Below are 17,561 nucleotides of genomic sequence, written 5' to 3'. Positions count from 1 at the left end.
GTGAAGAAGGCGGGGATGTCCACCAAAGGGCCGTCAAATCGACACCAGGGACCGTAATGTGACCTCGTCTGGTACCAGTGCCGCCGGACCCCGGAGGTTCCGCATGAGCCGAGCGCGCCTCGCCCAGCTGCACGGTGTCGCCACCTCCTACAGCCCCTCGCCCGGCCGCACCGTCGACGTGCCCGAGGACACCGTCGTCGCCGTCCTCGCCGCGCTCGGCGTCGACGCCTCCACCCCGCGCGCGGTCCGCGCCGCCCTCGCGGAGCACGAACAGGACGCGCAGCAGCGGCTGCTGCCGCCCACGGTCGTGCTGCGCGAGGGGGCCCGGCTGTCCCCGGCCCGGCTCCCCGCGGGCACCGCGCTGCGCGTCGTGACCGAGGACGGCCGCACGCTGGAGTGCGACGGTTCCCCGGGCGGCCACCCCCGGGCCCTTCCGCCCGGCGTCCATGCGCTGCATGCCCGCACCGCCGACGGCCGCTCCGCGAGCGCCCACCTGATCGTCGCCCCGCACCGGCTGCCCGCGCCCCCGGAGCGCGGGCACGGCTTCCTGGTCCAGCTCTACTCCCTGCTCTCCGCCCGCTCCTGGGGCATGGGCGACCTCGGCGACCTGGCCGAGCTCGCCGCCTGGTCGGGGCGCACGTTCGGCGCGGACTTCGTCCAGGTCAACCCGCTCCACGCGGCCGTCCCCGGCCACGCGGGCGCCCCCACGGACCCCTCCCCCTACCGCCCCTCCTCGCGCCGCTTCCCCGACCCGGTGCATCTGCGCATCGAGGAGATCCCCGAATTCGCCTGCCTCACCGGCCCCGACCGCGACCGTGCCGGACAACTGGCCGCCGAAGCCGCCGCGTTGCGCGACGCCGTCCTGCAACGGGGCGAGCTCATCGACCGCGACGCCGTCTGGGACGTCAAACGCCGCGCGCTGGAACTGCTGCACACCGTCCCCCTGGGCCCCGGACGCCGGGCCGCCTACTGCGACTTCCTCGCCGACCGCGGCCGCGCCCTGGAGGACCACGCCACCTGGTGCGCGCTCGCCGAGGTGCACGGCCCCGACTGGCGCTCCTGGCCCGCGGCCCTGCAGGACCCGCGCTCGGCCGCCACCGCCCGCGCCCGCGGCGGACTCCTCGACCGCATCGACTTCCATTCCCGGCTCGCCTGGCTCACCGACTGCCAGCTCGCCGCCGCCCAGTGCTCCGCACGCGCGTCGGGGATGCGCATCGGCCTCGTCCACGATCTGGCCGTCGGCGTGCACCCCTCGGGTGCCGACGCCTGGGCGCAGCAGGACGCCTTCGCGCCCGGCATGTCCGTCGGTGCGCCCCCCGACGCGTTCAGCCCCCGCGGCCAGGACTGGGGCCTGCCGCCCTGGCGCCCCGACGCCCTGCGCGCCACCGGCCACGCTCCCTACCGCGAGCTGCTGCGCGCCCTGCTGCGGCACGCGGGGGCACTGCGCATCGACCATGTGATGGGCCTGTTCCGGCTGTGGTGGGTGCCGCAGGGCTGCGAGCCCGCGCAGGGGACGTACGTGCGCTACGACGCCGAGGCGATGCTCGGCGTCCTGGCGCTGGAGGCGCACCGCGCGGGCGCGGTCGTCATCGGCGAGGACCTGGGCACGGTCGAGCCCGGGGTGCGCGAGGCGCTGGCGGACCGGGGCGTGCTGGGCACCTCGGTGCTGTGGTTCGAGCGGGACTGGGCGCGGCCGGACGGCGACGGCTCCCCGCGCGCCGAGCCGCTCGAGCCCGGGCGCTGGCGCTCCGGCTGCCTCGCCACCGCCACCACGCACGACCTGCCGAGCACCGCCGCCCGGCTCACCGGCGGCCATGTGACCCTGCGGCACCGGCTCGGGCTGCTCACCCGGCCGCTCGCGGTCGAACAGCGGGAGGCGGCGGCGGAAACGGCGGAGTGGCTGGCCCTGTTCGCCCGGCTGGGCCTGCTGCCCGAGGGCCCGGACGACGAGGAGGCGGCCGTCAAGGCCGTCCACCGCTTCCTGCTGCGCACCCCCGCGCAACTGGTGGGCGTCTGGCTGCCGGACACGGTCGGCGACCGCCGTCCGCAGAACCTGCCGGGCACCTGGGACCAGTACCCGAACTGGCGGCTGCCCGTCGCCGATGCCGCCGGGCGCCCGGTGTCCCTGGAGGAGCTGGCGACTTCACCCCGGCTGCATGCGCTGATGACCGAGATCCGCAGGTCGGGGCGGGTACGGAGCCCATAGGCCACCCCGGGCGCGCGAGGCTCGCCGGTGTCCGATATTTTGAGCCCGTGAGCAATAAGGTCAACAAGAACGCCATGCGCGCCGGAGCCATCACCGCCGGCACGATGCTGATGCTGCTGATGTCGTCCCCCGCGTTCGCGCTCACCCGCGACGACGGCGACGACCCGGGTCCGGGCCTGAGCGTGATCCAGACGCTCGGCCTCTACGTCGCCGCGCCGATCGTCCTCTTCCTCGTGATCACCGGCCTGGTCATGGTCCTGTCCCGCAAGGGCGACAACGCCCATATGCAGGACACGCACTACGCGAAGGCCTCGCGCTAGCGCACACGGTCTCCTCCGACGGCCCCGGTTCCGCGAACGACGCGGAACCGGGGCCGTCGTGCGTTGTGCAGGGCCTCCCGGGCCTTTATGCCGCGCTTAACCTACGGTGACGTAACCTACGGGGCCGTAAGTAAGTGCGTCCCCCAGGAGCCGTCCGTGACCATCACCCCTTCCCGCGTGTGGACCGACAGCCGGCTGCTGTACGCACTCGAAGAGGCCGTCGAAACCGAGCTGAACCGCCACCTGAAGGCGGCCAGGGAGTGGATGCCGCACGAGTACGTGCCCTGGAGCGAGGGCCGTGACTTCGACGGCGTCATGGGCGGGGAGGCCTGGGCCCCCGAACAGTCCAAGGTCTCCGGCATCGCGCGGACCGCGCTCGTGGTCAACCTGCTCACCGAGGACAACCTCCCGAGCTACCACCACGAGATCGCCACGCTCTTCGGCCGGGACGGCGCCTGGGGCACCTGGGTGCACCGCTGGACGGCCGAGGAGGGCCGGCACGGCATCGTCATGCGCGACTACCTGCTCACTTCGCGCGCCGTCGACCCGGTCGCGCTGGAGCGGTTCCGCATGGCGCACATGAGCGAGGGCTTCGAGTCCGACAACCGGCACAGCATGCTGCACTCGGTGGCCTACGTGGCCTTCCAGGAGCTGGCCACGCGCATCTCGCACCGCAACACCGGCCACCACTCCGGCGACGCCGTGTGCGACCGGATGCTCGCCCGTATCGCGACGGACGAGAACCTGCACATGGTCTTCTACCGCAACCTGCTGGCCAGGGCGTTCGAGCTGGCACCCGATCTGACGATGAGCGCGGTGCGGGACGTGGTGACGGGCTTCCGGATGCCGGGCCATGGCATTCCGGGCTTCGAACGGGCCGCCGCCCAGATGGCGATCGGCGGGATCTACAACCTGCGGATCCACCACGACGACGTGCTGCAGCCGGTGCTGCGGTTCCTCAAGGTGCTGGACCTCGGAGGTCTGGGGGCCGAAGGGCTGCGCGCCCAGGAGGAACTGGGCGCGTTCATGGCCGACTTGGACGGTCAGGCCACGCGCTTCGACGAGCGGCGCGCCGCGCTGCTCGCCCGGAAGGCGGCCAAGCGGGACTGATTCCGGGGGCGCGCCCCCGGTTTGTGGGCAGGCGTTCCGCAGGGCTGGGGGCACGTCCCAGCGGCAGCTGGGGGAGGGTGGGCACGAACCGGACCACCGGGCCGCACCCACCCGCGGCAACTCCTCAGGCGGCGGCCGCGTCCGCCGCCTGGGCCTTGAGCGCACGCTCAATGCCGGCACGCGACTCCGTCACCAGCCGCCGCAACGCGGCGTTCGGCTCCGCCGAAGCCAGCCATGCGTCCGTCGCATCCAGCGTCGCCTGCGACACCTGCAGCGCCGGGTACAGCCCGATCGCGATCTGCTGCGCGATCTCGTGGCTGCGCTCGTCCCACAGCTTCTTCACGACAGTGAAGTACCGCTCCGCGTACGGCGCGATCAGTTCACGGTGCTCCGCCTGCTGGAAGCCGCCGATCACCGACTCCTGCACCGCGTTCGGCAGCTTGCCGGACTCCACGACCGCGGCCCACGCCTCGGCCTTCGCCTCCGCCGTGGGCCGCGCGGCACGCGCCCACGCGGCGTGCTGCTCGCCCGCGCTCGTCCTGTCCCGCTCCAGCTCCGCGTCGATCGCCTTCTCGTCGGCGCGGCCCGTGGCGACGAGGCGGCCGAGCAGGTCCCAGCGCAGCTCGGTGTCGACGGCCAGGCCCTCGATCGTCTCGCCGCCGTCGAGCAGGCCGGCCAGCAGGGCGAGCTGCTCGTCCGTGCGGGCGGTTGCGGCGAACGCCCGGGCCCAGGCGAGCTGGTGGTCGCTGCCGGGGGCGGCGGCGCGCAGGTGCTCCAGGGCGGCCTCGCTCCAGCGGGCCAGGCCCGTCTCGCGCCAGTCGGGGGCGGCGTACAGGTCGAGGGCGAGCCTGACCTGGCGGTGCAGCGACTGCACGACGCCGATGTCCGACTCCTTGGCGATGCCGGAGAGGACGAGGGCCAGGTAGTCGCGGGTGGCGAGCTCGCCGTCGCGGGTCATGTCCCAGGCGGACGCCCAGCACAGGGCGCGCGGCAGGGACTCGGTGAAGTCGCCGAGGTGCGCCGTGACGACGCGCAGGGACTCCTCGTCGAGCCGGACCTTGGCGTACGACAGGTCGTCGTCGTTGAGCAGGACGACGGCGGGGCGCTGCCGTCCGGCCAGCTGCGGGACCTCGGTCAGCTCGCCGTCGACGTCGAGCTCGATGCGCTCCTTGCGGACGAGCTTGCCGTTCTCGTGCTCGTACAGGCCGATCGCGATGCGGTGCGGCCGCAGCGTGGGCTCGCCCGTGGCCCCGGCGGGCAGCGCGGGGGCCTCCTGGCGGACGGCGAAGGAGGTGATGGTGCCGTCGGCACCGGTGGTGATCTCCGGACGCAGGATGTTGATCCCGGCCGTCTCCAGCCACTTCTTCGACCAGGTCTTCAGGTCGCGGCCGGAGGTCTCCTCCAGGGCGCCCAGCAGGTCGCTCAGGCGGGTGTTGCCGTAGGCGTGCTCCTTGAAGTACGCCTGCACGCCGCGGAAGAACTCGTCCATGCCGACGTAGGCGACCAGCTGCTTCAGGACGGAGGCGCCCTTGGCGTAGGTGATGCCGTCGAAGTTGACCAGCACGTCGTCCAGGTCGCGGATCTCGGCCATGATCGGGTGCGTGGACGGCAGTTGGTCCTGCCGGTACGCCCAGGTCTTCATGGAGTTGGCGAACGTGGTCCAGGAGTGCGGCCACTTGCTGCCCGGCGCGTAGGCCTGGCAGGCGATGGAGGTGTAGGTGGCGAACGACTCGTTCAGCCACAGGTCGTTCCACCACTCCATGGTGACCAGGTCGCCGAACCACATGTGCGCCAGTTCGTGCAGGATCGTCTCCGCGCGCACCTCGTACGCCGCGTCCGTCACCTTCGAGCGGAAGACGTACTGGTCGCGGATGGTGACCGCGCCCGCGTTCTCCATCGCGCCCGCGTTGAACTCCGGCACGAAGAGCTGGTCGTACTTGGCGAAGGGGTACGCGTAGTCGAACTTCTCCTGGAACCAGTCGAAGCCCTGCCGGGTGACGGCGAAGATCTCGTCCGCGTCGAGGAACTCGGCGAGCGACGGGCGGCAGTAGATGCCCAGCGGGACGCTCTGCCCGGTCGCCGCGTTCTCGTACGTGCTGTGCACCGCGTGGTACGGGCCGGCGATGAGCGCGGTGATGTAGGTGGAGATCCGCGGCGTCGGCTCGAAGCGCCAGATGTTGTCGGAAGGACGCTCCGGAGTGGGCGAGTTGGAGATGACGGTCCAGCCCTCGGGGGCCTTCACGGTGAACCGGAACGTGGCCTTCAGGTCCGGCTGCTCGAAGGAGGCGAACACGCGGCGCGCGTCCGGCACCTCGAACTGGGTGTACAGATAGGCCTGGTTGTCGACCGGGTCGACGAACCGGTGCAGGCCCTCACCGGTGTTGGTGTACGCGCAGTCGGCCACGACCTTCAGCTCGTTGCGCCCGGCGGCCAGGCCCGGCAGCGCGATCCGGCTGTCCTGGAACACCTCGGACGGGTCCAGCGCGGTCCCGTTCAGCACGACCTCGTGCACGGCCGGGGCGACCAGGTCGATGAACGAATCGCCGGCCTCCGCGGCGTCGAAGCGCACGGTCGTCTCGGACCGGTATGTGCCGCCCTCCTGCGCGCCGGAGAGGTCGAGCTCGATCTCGTACGCGTCCACGGTGAGCAGCCGGGCCCGCTGCTGAGCCTCTTCACGGGTGAGATTCGTTCCGGGCACCAGTGCATCTCCTTAACATCCGTATGGCGACTTCCGGCCATCCTTCCACGCCGTCGCTGTCCGTGGTGATGCGTACGCCGACAGCGGAGGGCCGGGCCCCTCACGGGTGCCCGGCCCTCCGCCGTCGGTCTGTGGACGCCGTCGTCAGCCGCGCAGCTCCGCGGCGACGAGCTCGGCGATCTGGACGGCGTTGAGCGCCGCGCCCTTGCGCAGGTTGTCGTTGGACAGGAAGAGCGCCAGGCCGTGCTCGACGGTCTCGTCCACGCGGATGCGGCCGACGTACGAGGCGTCCTTGCCGGCCGCCTGGAGCGGGGTCGGGATCTCGGACAGCTCGACGCCCGGGGCGTCCTTCAGCAGCTCGTAGGCGCGCTCGACGCCGATCGGACGCGCGAAGCGGGCGTTGACCTGGAGCGAGTGCCCGGAGAAGACCGGGACACGGACGCAGGTGCCGGAGACCTTGAGGTCGGGGATCTCCAGGATCTTGCGGGACTCGTTGCGGAGCTTCTGCTCCTCGTCGGTCTCGAAGCTGCCGTCGTCGACGATCGCGCCGGCCATGGGCAGCACGTTGAAGGCGATGGTGCGCTTGTAGACGGCCGGCTCGGGGAACTCGACGGCCTCGCCGTCGTGCGTCAGCCCGGCCGCCCGGTCGGCGACCTTGCGGACCTGCCCGTCCAGCTCGGCGACGCCGGCCAGGCCGGAGCCGGAGACCGCCTGGTAGGTGGTGGCGATCAGGGCGGTGAGCCCCGCCTCCTCGTGCAGCGGCTTGAGCACCGGCATGGCGGCCATGGTGGTGCAGTTCGGGTTGGCGATGATGCCCTTGGGCCGGTCCGCGATCGCGTGCGGGTTGACCTCGGAGACGACCAGCGGCACGTCCGGGTCGCGGCGCCAGGCGGAGGAGTTGTCGATCACGACGGCGCCCTGGGAGGCGACCTTCTCGGCCAGGGCCCGGGAGGTGGCGCCGCCGGCCGAGAACAGCACGATGTCCAGACCGGAGTAGTCGGCCGCGGCCGCGTCCTCGACGGTGATCTCCGTGCCCTGCCAGGGCAGGGTGGAACCGGCGGACCGGGCGGAGGCGAACAGCCGCAGCTCGTCGACCGGGAATTTCCGCTCGGCGAGGATCTTGCGCATGACCGTGCCGACCTGACCGGTGGCTCCGACGATTCCGATCCTCACAAGGGACTCCCTACCTCACGTCTGTACGTGGACGGTACCCATCATGCGGGACACCCCTGGCCAAAAGTCCAATCCGTTGTCCGAGGAGCGGGACGCCTCTCCGGGCGGTTCTCCGGGCCGTGCGGACGGTGTCCGGATTCGCACACTCTGCTACTTGTGGGACAAGCGGACTAATCCGCCACCCTCGTGACCGGACCCGGGCTTCCCCGGCGGGTGAACGCTGAATGAGCGTCAGTCCCCCAGGGGACGAGTGCTGTATGTCAGTTCGCACCAGCCAAGATCCATGTGCGGTGACCGGCGGCGGGCGTTGCGGTCCTGTTCACGCCCAGGTCATCCGCGCTGTCAACGCTCCCGACTGACCGGACCTGCAGCCCGCCCGACCGACCGTACGTGACCGCAAGCCTTCGCGTTCGCACCCGGGGAGACGCCATGCCCGCAAGATCACGCAGGACCGCAGCCACGCATGTCGACCGCCGTACGTTTCTGGCCGCCGCGGGCGCCGTCACCACGGTCACGGGCTTCGGCCTGGCCCTCGGCGCCGACCACCGGCAGGCCGCGGCGGCCCCCGCCACGGACCCCACCCCCGGCGCCTCCGCCGAGGCCGCCGCGTCCGCCACCGCCCGGGCCGGCGGCCCCGACGGACCGGAGGACGGCGAATCCGCCCTCGCCGCGGCCCCCTCGGGTGCGGGCACCACCCTCGTCTCCGTCGCCGCGCCCCGGGGCACCGGCGGCTACCGGCGGCTCGGCGAGGGACCCGGCTGGCCCCGGGTGGTGCGCGCCGACCTGGCCGACGCGCAGCGCGGCCGCGAGGACCGGCGCCGCACGCTCGCCTCCTTCGTGCAGTTCACCGACCTGCATCTGACGGATGTTCAGCATCCGTTGCGCTACGAGTTCTTCCGTGCCGGCGGGCCCGGCGGCTGGCGTCCGCACGAGGCGCTGACCCTGCCCGGCGTCGTCGCCCTCGTCGAGCGCGTCAACAAGCTGCGCCGGGGTCCGGCGACCGGCGCCCCGTTCGGCTTCGTCGTCACCACCGGCGACAACGGCGACGAGAACGCCGCGATCGAGGTCGAGTGGTTCCTCACCGCCCTCAGCGGCGGCCGCATCAACCCCAACACCGGCGACCCGCAGCACTACGAAGGCGTCCAGAACAGCAACCTCACGATGTACTGGCACCCCGACAGCGCCCTGCGTGACCAGGACAAGGCGCTCGGCTACCCCAGGATCCCCGGGTACCTCGACGCGGCCGTGCGGCGCGTCGTGAGCCCCGGCCTCAACATCCCCTGGTACTCCACCTTCGGCAACCACGACCTGCTCTCCGGCGGCTGCTATCCCGCGGCCGGCTCCTTCATCGCCGACGTGGCCGTCGGCAGCCGCAAGCTCCAGACCATCCCCGCCGCCGAGGCGAAGTGGCTCATGGAGGGCGAGGGCAAGGGCGCCGACCCCCGGGGGCAGCGCATCGAGGCGCTGCTGAAGTCGCACGCCAGGGAGATGCGCACGGTCACCGCGGACCCGCGCCGGGTGCCGCTCACCCCGCGCCAGTACATCCAGGCCCACCTCGACCCGCAGCACACCGGCCGCGGGCCCGTCGGCCACGGCTACGGCCGCGACAACCTCGACTCCGGGAACCTCTACTACACCTTCCGCGTCTCCGACCGCGTCCTCGGCATCAGCCTCGACTCCACCGACCCCGGCGGCCACTACCAGGGCTCCCTGGACTCCGAGCAGCTCGACTGGCTCGACCGCACCCTGCGGCGGCACCGCGACGAATACGCGCTGGTCTTCAGCCACCACCCCAGCTGGAGCATGGACAACCCGGTGCCCGACCCCCGCCGCCCCGACGACAAGCGGCACGGCGGCGAAGAGATCATCGCGCTCCTGCAGCGCCACTCCAACGTGCTGGCCTGGATCAACGGCCACAGCCACCGCAACCGCATCCGGCCCCGCGGCACGTTCTGGGAGATCGCGACCGCCTCGCACGTCGACTACCCCCAGCTCGCCCGCATCATCGAGATCGCCGACAACCGCGACGGCACGGTCTCCCTCTTCACCACCCTCATCGAGTCGGACGCGCCCTACCGCACCGACTTCCACGACCTCTCGCAGACCGGACTGGCCTCCCTCTACCGGGAGCTGGCCTTCAACGCCCCGGGCCGGGACACCACGCTCGACGGGGCGCCCGCCGACCGCAACACCGAGCTGCTCCTGCCCCGGCGCTGAATCACCGCGGCAGCACGACGACGTAGGGCGCGGGCTCGCGGTCGGCCGACGCCACCAGGGCGGTGCGGACGACCGCGGCCTGCTCCTCCGCCGCCTCGCGCAGCCGCTTCGGGGTGAGCCGCACGACGGTGATGCCGAGGCGCTCCAAGTGCTCGCGCTTGCGGGACTGTTCGGACCAGGGCGCGCCGCCCTCCTCGCGGTGGGCGCCCCGCATGTCGATGTCGGCCGCCACGGCGTGGTCCGGCCAGTACGCGTCCACGGCACCGAGCAACGGGCCGCCGGGCATACGGAGTTCGACGTTCCACAGCGGTGCGGGCAGCGCGTGGTCGCGCACCATGTCGTACATCAGGCCCTCCGCGAGCGCCCGGCCCTCCGCGAGCAGCGCGTCGACGGCCTCCGTGATGTACGGCCGCCCCAGCAACTGGGCGCGGGCGAGCTCGCGGACGACCGCCGTCGCCTCGCAGTGACCGCCGCGCACGGCCTCCGTCAGCAGCCGGCGCACGGCCGCGACGTCCGTCAGCTGCGCCACCGCGTCGGCCACGGCGTGGGCGACCGGGGCGACGGGCAGGCCCGTCACCGTCCGGGCGCGCGGCAGGTCGTGCGCCCGGAGGAGCCGGACGAACCCGGCGGAGCGCAGCCGGCGCGTGCGCGGCACCAGCACATCGATCCGGTCGAGGGCGAGCAGCGGGGGAGCGGAGGTGAACCGGTGCAGTGCGAGCGCGGCCAGCCCGGTGATCATCGCTTCGCCGTACGGGCCCGAGCGGCCCGGCTGGGCGGGGACGGATGTGCGCGGGAGCGTGTACATCAGCGCGGCGTGCAGCCGCTCCTCGCTGGTGGCGGGGCCGGGGTGGAGCAGGTAGACCCCTGGCAGCAGCTGCTGCCAGGGGCCGCCGGGGCGGCAGCGTCCGGCGAGTTCGGAGGCCGGCATGCCGTGGTCGCGGAGTTGACGGGTGGTCAGGACGCGGTGGTGGACGTCGGAGAGGTGGTGGAGGGGGCGGGGGGAAAGGGGGGTGTTCGGGTTCATGATCCGCCCATTCCCGCGGGGGCGGCGGTTGCTAACCGCTGTTACGGGGCCGTCGACAATTCGGGACAACGCCGCACCATTGCACTGCAGTTCGGCCCCGTAAGGGGCGCGGGGAACTGCGCGATCAGCCACGACGCGCCCGCAGATGGCGTGCCGTCCCGGGGCAGTGTGTCGGCCGCGGGCCGGTGGGGGCTTGTCGCGCAGTTCCCCGCGCCCCTATCGGGGCTTAACGGGCGCTGTCGCACGCCTGGGCGCGCAGCGCCCGAGCCAGGTCGTCCCGGGCCTCCAGGACGAGCCGCCGAAGCGCCGGCGCAGCATCCCCGTGCTGCGCCAGCCACGCGTCGGTGGCCGACAACGTCGCCTCGTTGTCCTGCAGGCTCGGGAAGAGCCCCCTCACCACCGCCATCGCGATCTCGATCGACCGCTCCCGCCACACCCGCTCGATCACCTCGAAGTAGCGTGGCGCGAACGGCGCCAGCAGCTCCCGCTGGCCGGGCTGGCCGAAGCCCGTGATCGTGGCCTCGGCCAGGGCGTTCGACAGGGCGTCCGAGTCGACGACCGCCGCCCACGCCTCCGCCTTGACCGCGGCCGACGGCCGCGACGCCAGGCAGCGGACCTGGTGCCGCTTGCCGGATGCCGTGTTGTCCCGCTCCAGTTCGGCGGCGAGCGCCGCCTCGTCCGCCTCGCCGCACGCGGCCAGCGCGGCGAGGAACGTCCAGCGCAGCTCCTGGTCCACGTCCAGGCCGTCGATCCGGGCGCCGCCGTCCAGCAGGCCGTGCAGCAGCTGCAGGTCGTCCTTGGTCTCGGCGACCTGCGCGAAGAACCGTGCCCACGCCAGCTGGTGCCCGCTGCCGGGCTCGGCGAGCCGGAGTTCGCGCAGGGCGCTCCCGGCGAGCTGCCGGCCGCCCTCGGCGCGCCACGCGGGCGCCGCGTAGTGGACGAGGGCGGAGTTCGCCCAGGCGTGCAGCATCTGCAGCACGCCGATGTCGCTCTCGGCCCCGGCGAACCGCTGCACCAGGTCCAGGAAGTCGCGCGCGGGCATCAGCCCGTCGCGCGTGAGGTTCCACAGCGCGGACCAGCACAGCGCCCGGGCCAGCGGGTCGGCGATGTCGCCGAGCCGGCCGCGCAGGGTGGCGAGCGAGCCCTCGTCGAAGCGGATCTTGCAGTAGGTGAGGTCCTCGTCGTTGACGAGGATCAGCTCCGGCCGTTCGGCGCCGGCGAGTTCGTCCACCACCGTCCGCGGCCCGGTGACGTCGACCTCGGCGCGCGCGTACCGCACGAGCGCCCCGTCCTCGGCGCGGCGCCGGTACAGGCCCACCGCCACGCGGTGCGGCCGCAGTTCGGGGTGCGAGGCGGCGGCCTCCTGCAGGACGGCCAGCTCCGTGATGCGCCCCTCGGCGTCGTAAGTGGCGAGCGGCGTGAGCGAGTTGACCCCGGCCGTCTGCAGCCAGGAGCGCGACCATGCGGCCATGTCGCGGCCGGACGTCTCCTCCAGCACGTCCAGCAGGTCGGTCAGGCGCGTGTTGCCGTAGGCGTGGCGCTTGAAGTAGCGGCGCGCGCCCTCCAGGAAGGCGTCGCGCCCCACGTAGGCCACCAGCTGCTTCAGCACCGACGCGCCCTTGGCGTACGTGATGCCGTCGAAGTTGAGCTTGGCGTCCTCCAGGTCGTGGATGTCCGCCGTGACGGGGTGCGTGGAGGGCAGCTGGTCGGCGCGGTAGGCCCACGCCTTGCGCTGGTTGGCGAAGGTGATCCAGGCGCTGTCGAAGCGGGTCGCCTCGACCTGCGAGAAGGAGCCCATGAAGTCGGCGAAGGACTCCTTGAGCCACAGGTCGTCCCACCACTCCATGGTGACCAGGTCGCCGAACCACATGTGGGCCATCTCGTGCAGGATCACGTTGGCCCGGCGCTCGTACGCGGAGCGCGTCACCTTGCCGCGGAAGACGAACTCCTCGCGGAACGTCACGCAGCCCGGGTTCTCCATGGCGCCGATGTTGTACTCGGGCACGAACGCCTGGTCGTACTTGCCGAAGGGGTACGGGTAGTCGAAGTGCTCGTGGAAGAAGTCCAGGCCCTGCTTGGTGACGGTGAAGATGTCGTCGGCGTCGAAGTGCTTGGCGAGGCCCTTGCGGCAGAGCGCGCCGAGCGGGATCTCCAGCACGGTGCCGTCGGGCAGCGTGCGGCGGTAGTGGTCGTGGACCATGTGGTACGGGCCGGCGACGACGGCCGTGATGTACGTGGAGATCGGCCGGGTGGGCACGAACCGCCAGGTGGCGGAGGCGGGATCGCCGTCGGCGGCCTGCGGCTCGCCGTCCCGGTCGCCGTTGCTCAGCACCGTCCAGCCGGCCGGGGCGGTCACCGTGAAGGTGAACGGGGCCTTCAGATCGGGCTGTTCGAAGTTGGCGAAGACCCGCCGGGCGTCGGCCGGTTCGTACTGGGTGTAGAGGTAGACCTCGCCGTCCTCGGGGTCGGCGAAGCGGTGCAGGCCCTCGCCGGTGCGGCTGTAGGCGCACTGCGCGTCCACGACCAGCTCGTTCTCGGCGGCCAGGCCCTCCAGGGCGATGCGCGAGCCGTCGAAGACGGACCCGGCGTCCAGCGCGCGGCCGTTGAGGGTGACCGCGGTCACGGACGGCGCCACCAGGTCGGCGAAGGTGGCGGCGCCGGGCTCGGCGCAGCGGAAGCGGATCGTGGTGACCGAGCGGAAGGTCCGCGGCCCGTCGTCCGGACCCACCGCGGACCGCAGGTCGAGCGCCACGTCGTAGCCGTCCACGGTCAGCAGCCGGGCCCGCTCGCGGGCCTCCTCGCGGGTCAGGTTCTCGCCGGGCACGACGCGGCTCCCTCGTCTTCGGTCTCAAACGCTTCGTCTCGTATGTCGAACACCAGGAATCATGGCATGGGGTGTGTTTGTTGAAACGCCGACTGTCCTGCTCTTTCGAGGAGATCCGCGTGACCACAGACGTGACGAACACCGGGAAGACCACCGTCGGCTTCTGGTTCGACCCGGCCTGCCCCTGGGCCTGGATGACCTCGCGCTGGATGCTCGAGGTCGAGAAGGTGCGGCCGGTGGACGTGCGCTGGCATGTGATGAGCCTGGCCGTGCTCAACGAGAACCGGCTGGACGAGATGCCGGAGGAGTACCGCGACGCCATGCGCCCCGGCGGCCGGGCCTGGGCCCCGGTCCGGGTGTGCGTCGCCGTCGAGCAGGAGTTCGGCAACGAGGCGCTCGGCCGCCTCTACACCGCGCTCGGCACCCGCTTCCACAACCGCGGCGAGGGCCGCACCCCCGAGGCGATCCTCGGCGCCCTCGCGGACGCCGGCCTCCCGGCGCGCCTGGCGGAGGCCGGGACCTCCGAGGCCTACGACGACGCCCTGCGGATCTCGCACAAGGAGGGCATCGAGAAGGTCGGCCAGGAGGTCGGCACCCCGATCATCGCGGTGCCGGGGCCGGACGGGACCGAGGTGGCCTTCTTCGGCCCGGTCGTCACCCCCGCCCCCAAGGGCGAGGCGGCGGCCAGACTGTGGGACGGCACGCTGCTGGTGGCCGGGACGCCGGGCTTCTACGAGCTCAAGCGGACGCGGACGGAGGGGCCGCGCTTCGACTGAGCCCGCCCGGCTCCGCCGACGGGTCGCGGCCGGGCACGAGGTCCTTTAGTGTCCCGGTATGGGCCAGACGGACCTCTCCCCGCCGCTCGGCCGTCACGGCGGCTGGGCCGAGGCGGAGCCGCCGTGCGACAACGCCGCCTACGCGGAGCTGCCCGCACGCCCGTACGACTTCCTGACGCTGGCCGTGTGCCGGGCCCTGCCCCCGCTGTGGTCGCTGCTCGGACTGCGGCGCGCCGCGGGCATGATGCGGCACTACCTGCGCGGTACGGGGTCCCCCTGCCGGGTGGACGCCGAGGCGCTGCTGGCGCTGCCGGCCGTGCGGGCGGCCGTGGACGCCCAGCTGGCGGGCTGGCGCGCCGAGGCGCTGGAGCGCTGGCGCGCCGGGCCGGGCGGGGCGGCCGCGTACCCCGCGGACAGCGGCTGGCGCGACGCGCTGATCACGCGGCGCGTGCACCCCGACTGGTGGCTCGCGCTGCGCTGCGTGGAGTTCCGGCTGACGGGCACGGTGCGGGTGGCCGAGGACGGCAGGGTGGCGATCGACTACCGCGTCGCGGTCGAGAAGGCGTGGAACTTCGACCGCGGCGGCTCGGAGTGCGGCGTCCCGTTCACCCCGTTCGCCCGGCTGCACGAGACGGGGCTGGCACGGGAGTTCACGGTCACGGGGGAGGCCTTCGGCCACGCCTGAGCCCCGTCAGGGGCGCTGGGAGGTGCCCCCAGCGCCCCTGACGGGGCAGAGGAGAGGCCCCGTGCGATGCGAGCGCACGGGGCCTCTCCGGTCGCCTGCCGCGTGAAGGGTGAGAAGACGATCACGAGCAGGCCGTCCGAGGGGTGTTACGGGGCCAGCAGCAGCAGGTTCCCCCGCTCCTTCGCGGCCGCGTAACGCGCCGCCACGTCCTGCCAGTTGACCACCTGCCACATCGCCTCGATGAAGTCCACCTTCTGGTTCTTGTACTGCAGGTAGAAGGCGTGCTCCCACGCGTCGAAGACCAGGATCGGCACCGAGCCCTGGCCCACGTTGCCCTGGTGGTCGTAGACCTGCTCGACGATCAGGCGGCCGCTGACCGGCTCGTAGGCGAGGACGCCCCAGCCCGAGCCCTGCGTGGTGGCGGAGGCCTTCGTCATCTGGGCCTTGAACTTGGCGAAGGAGCCGAAGGACTCCGCGATGGCGTCGGCGAGTTCGCCCACGCCGTCCTTGTCCAGCGGCTCGCCGCCGCCGTCGCCGGTCATGTTCTGCCAGTAGATGCTGTGCAGGATGTGGCCGGAGAGGTGGAAGGCCAGGTTCTTCTCCAGGCCGTTGACCGCGCCCCACTGGTCCTTGTCGCGGGCCTCGGCGAGCTGTTCGAGGGTGTCGTTCGCGCCCTTGACGTACGCCGCGTGGTGCTTGTCGTGGTGCAGCTCGATGATCTTCGCGTCGATGACCGGCTGCAGAGCCGCGTAATCGTAGGGAAGTTCCGGAAGTGTGTAGATGGCCATGCCGAGCCCTCCGACGGCTTATTGCAATTGGCTTGCAGGTAGAAGCTATCAGCAGATGCCCCGTCAGGGCGGAAACGGGGGGCGGCTTCGGTCCAAAGACGGAGGCGGGGTGGGTCCTGAAGATCAGGACCCACCCCGCCTCGGGGAAAGGGAGGTGCCGGGGCGTCAGCCGTGCTGCGCGCGGCCGGCCAGTACGCGCTGGCGCAGGTAGCCGACGACCGCGAGCACCGCGACCAGGCCGGCCGTGGCGTACAGCTGGACGCGGGTGTCGTTCTCGCGCAGCATCAGGCCGAGCACGCAGAGGATGCCGGCCAGCGTCACCCAGGACAGCGCGGGGAACGCCCACATGCGCACCACGAGCTTCTCGGGCGTCTCGCGCTCCAGCTTCCGGCGCATCCGCAGCTGGGTCGCGGCGATGAAGGCCCACACCGCCAGCACGGCCGCACCGGTCATGTAGAGCAGCCACTTGAAGACGGTGTCCGGCCACCAGTAGCTCAGCAGCACGGCGAAGAAGCCGAAGGCGGAGGAGGCCAGCACGGTCCGCCGCGGCACCCCGCCGCTCACCTTGGCCAGGAAGCGCGGGCCCTCGCCGCGCATCACCAGCGAGTGGGACATCCGGGATGCGCCGTAGATGTTGGCGTTCATCGCGGAGAGCAGCGCGATCAGGACGACCACGTTCATGATCTCCCCGGCGGCCGGGATGTCCAGGTGCTTCAGGACCGCGACGTACGGGCCGTCGGTGCCCAGGGACTTCTCGGTCCAGGGGATCAGGGTGACGACGACGAGCATCGAGCCGACGTAGAACAGCGCGATGCGCCACATCGCCGTGCGGACCGCCTTGGAGACGCCCTTGACCGGGTGCTCGGACTCGGCCGCGGCGATGGTCACCGTCTCCAGGCCGCCGTAGGCGAAGACCGAGGCCAGCAGGCCCGCCTCCAGGCCGTTGGTCCCGTTGGGCAGGAAGCCGCCGTGACCGGTGAGGTTGGAGGCTCCCGGGGCCGATGTGCCGGGCAGCAGGCCCATGATGGCCAGGACGCCCAGCACCAGGAAGATGCCGATGGCGGCGACCTTCAGCGTGGCGAACCAGAACTCGAACTCGCCGAAGTTGCTCACGGCCGCGAGGTTCGTCCCGCAGAAGAGGGCCATGAAGAGCAGCACCCACATCCAGGAGTGGGTGGCCGGGAACCACCGCACCATGATGGCCGCCGCGCCGATCGCCTCGACGGCGATGCCCACGCAGAGCTCCACCCAGAACATCCAGCCCGCGGTGAAGCCGGCCCAGGGGCCGATGGCGCGCTCGGCGTGCACGGAGAAGGTGCCCGAGGCCGGGTTGGCCGCCGCCATCTCGCCGAGCATCCGCATCACGAGCATCACCAGCAGTCCGGAGACGGCATAGGCGAGCACGATGCCCGGGCCCGCGGCGGCGATGCCGGCACCGGAGCCGACGAAGAGTCCGGCGCCGATGACGCCGCCGAGGGCGATCATCGACAGGTGGCGCTGCTTCAGCCCGTTCGACAGGCCGCTGTCCGTGGCCGGGGGCTGGTCGGTGGCCCCTGCCGAGGTGGAGGCCGCGGGTATACCGGTCATGTTCGTGTCTGTCCCCGTGAGATGAGAGCTGAACGGTCCAGGATCGGTCAGCAGCTGAAAAGTGGCCTCAGTGTGGTGGCCATGTTCGCTCAGGACAACACTTGTCACACGGCTGTCCGATATTCAGACGCAGGTGTTACCGCGTGTAGCTGA

Annotated in this window: 12 protein-coding genes; 6 read left to right on the top strand and 6 right to left on the bottom strand. The window is 72.1% G+C overall.

Annotated features, from left to right (window positions below; translation table 11 throughout):
* Positions 1-103: 103 nt before the first annotated feature.
* From malQ to HG542_RS13195, 3 genes are all read left to right on the top strand, one after another.
* Positions 104-2,206, top strand: a complete 2,103-nt coding sequence (gene malQ, locus HG542_RS13205; RefSeq protein ID WP_171080920.1) for a 4-alpha-glucanotransferase — start codon at positions 104-106, stop codon at positions 2,204-2,206.
* Positions 2,207-2,253: 47 nt separating this feature from the next.
* Entirely contained in the window at positions 2,254-2,526 is a 273-nt protein-coding gene (locus HG542_RS13200) for a hypothetical protein (RefSeq protein ID WP_171080918.1), read from the top strand.
* A gap of 156 nt (positions 2,527-2,682) precedes the next feature.
* A complete protein-coding gene (locus tag HG542_RS13195) occupies positions 2,683-3,636 on the top strand; it encodes an acyl-ACP desaturase (protein ID WP_227723590.1) in 954 nt (317 codons plus the stop codon).
* A gap of 124 nt (positions 3,637-3,760) precedes the next feature.
* Here the strand turns inward: HG542_RS13195 and pepN (HG542_RS13190) are convergent, their stop codons facing one another.
* Both pepN (HG542_RS13190) and HG542_RS13185 read right to left on the bottom strand, forming a co-directional pair.
* Positions 3,761-6,334, bottom strand: coding sequence for an aminopeptidase N (gene pepN / locus HG542_RS13190; protein WP_171080914.1), 2,574 nt, complete (start codon positions 6,332-6,334; stop codon positions 3,761-3,763).
* Positions 6,335-6,478: 144 nt separating this feature from the next.
* A complete protein-coding gene (locus HG542_RS13185; RefSeq protein WP_171080912.1) occupies positions 6,479-7,507 on the bottom strand; it encodes an aspartate-semialdehyde dehydrogenase in 1,029 nt (342 codons plus the stop codon).
* A 429-nt stretch (positions 7,508-7,936) separates the two neighbouring features.
* On the opposite strand from HG542_RS13185, the gene HG542_RS13180 reads away from it, so the two are divergent.
* On the top strand, positions 7,937-9,724 hold the full coding sequence (locus HG542_RS13180) for a TIGR03767 family metallophosphoesterase (protein ID WP_171080910.1): 1,788 nt from the start codon (positions 7,937-7,939) through the stop codon (positions 9,722-9,724).
* A gap of 1 nt (position 9,725) precedes the next feature.
* On the opposite strand, the gene HG542_RS13175 is transcribed toward HG542_RS13180, so the two are convergent.
* The gene (locus HG542_RS13175) at positions 9,726-10,748 is read right to left on the bottom strand and encodes a hypothetical protein (protein WP_171080908.1); all 1,023 of its coding nucleotides are present in this window, start codon (positions 10,746-10,748) and stop codon (positions 9,726-9,728) included.
* Positions 10,749-10,974: 226 nt separating this feature from the next.
* Positions 10,975-13,572, bottom strand: a complete 2,598-nt coding sequence (gene pepN / locus HG542_RS13170; protein WP_171080906.1) for an aminopeptidase N — start codon at positions 13,570-13,572, stop codon at positions 10,975-10,977.
* 131 nt (positions 13,573-13,703) lie between these two features.
* Between pepN (HG542_RS13170) and HG542_RS13165 the strand changes: the two genes are divergently transcribed.
* Both HG542_RS13165 and HG542_RS13160 read left to right on the top strand, forming a co-directional pair.
* Entirely contained in the window at positions 13,704-14,348 is a 645-nt protein-coding gene (locus tag HG542_RS13165) for a mycothiol-dependent nitroreductase Rv2466c family protein (RefSeq protein ID WP_171081099.1), read from the top strand.
* Between the two features lie 58 nt (positions 14,349-14,406).
* Positions 14,407-15,033 carry a hypothetical protein gene (locus HG542_RS13160; RefSeq protein ID WP_171080904.1) on the top strand — a complete coding sequence of 209 codons (627 nt, stop codon included), beginning with the start codon at positions 14,407-14,409 and terminating at the stop codon, positions 15,031-15,033.
* A gap of 146 nt (positions 15,034-15,179) precedes the next feature.
* Here HG542_RS13160 and HG542_RS13155 read toward each other — a convergent pair whose 3' ends face one another.
* The gene (locus HG542_RS13155; RefSeq protein WP_171080901.1) at positions 15,180-15,821 is read right to left on the bottom strand and encodes a superoxide dismutase; all 642 of its coding nucleotides are present in this window, start codon (positions 15,819-15,821) and stop codon (positions 15,180-15,182) included.
* Between the two features lie 165 nt (positions 15,822-15,986).
* Positions 15,987-17,408 carry an amino acid permease gene (locus tag HG542_RS13150; RefSeq protein ID WP_171080899.1) on the bottom strand — a complete coding sequence of 474 codons (1,422 nt, stop codon included), beginning with the start codon at positions 17,406-17,408 and terminating at the stop codon, positions 15,987-15,989.
* Between the last annotated feature and the right edge of the window lie 153 nt (positions 17,409-17,561).

Source organism: Streptomyces morookaense (assembly GCF_013030945.1).
Classification (GTDB): domain Bacteria; phylum Actinomycetota; class Actinomycetes; order Streptomycetales; family Streptomycetaceae; genus Streptomyces; species Streptomyces morookaensis.
Note: the sequence above shows the minus strand (reverse complement) of the source record. Positions and strands in the feature narration are given on the sequence as shown.

Bases quoted from the DNA above. Each gene is read 5' to 3' on its own strand.
- HG542_RS13155 (WP_171080901.1), bottom strand. From the start codon at position 15,821: ATGGCCATCTACACACTTCCGGAACTTCCCTACGATTACGCGGCTCTG.
- HG542_RS13150 (WP_171080899.1), bottom strand. From the start codon at position 17,408: ATGACCGGTATACCCGCGGCCTCCACCTCGGCAGGGGCCACCGACCAG.
- HG542_RS13180 (WP_171080910.1), top strand. From the start codon at position 7,937: ATGCCCGCAAGATCACGCAGGACCGCAGCCACGCATGTCGACCGCCGT.
- HG542_RS13160 (WP_171080904.1), top strand. From the start codon at position 14,407: ATGGGCCAGACGGACCTCTCCCCGCCGCTCGGCCGTCACGGCGGCTGG.
- HG542_RS13175 (WP_171080908.1), bottom strand. From the start codon at position 10,748: ATGAACCCGAACACCCCCCTTTCCCCCCGCCCCCTCCACCACCTCTCC.
- malQ (WP_171080920.1), top strand. From the start codon at position 104: ATGAGCCGAGCGCGCCTCGCCCAGCTGCACGGTGTCGCCACCTCCTAC.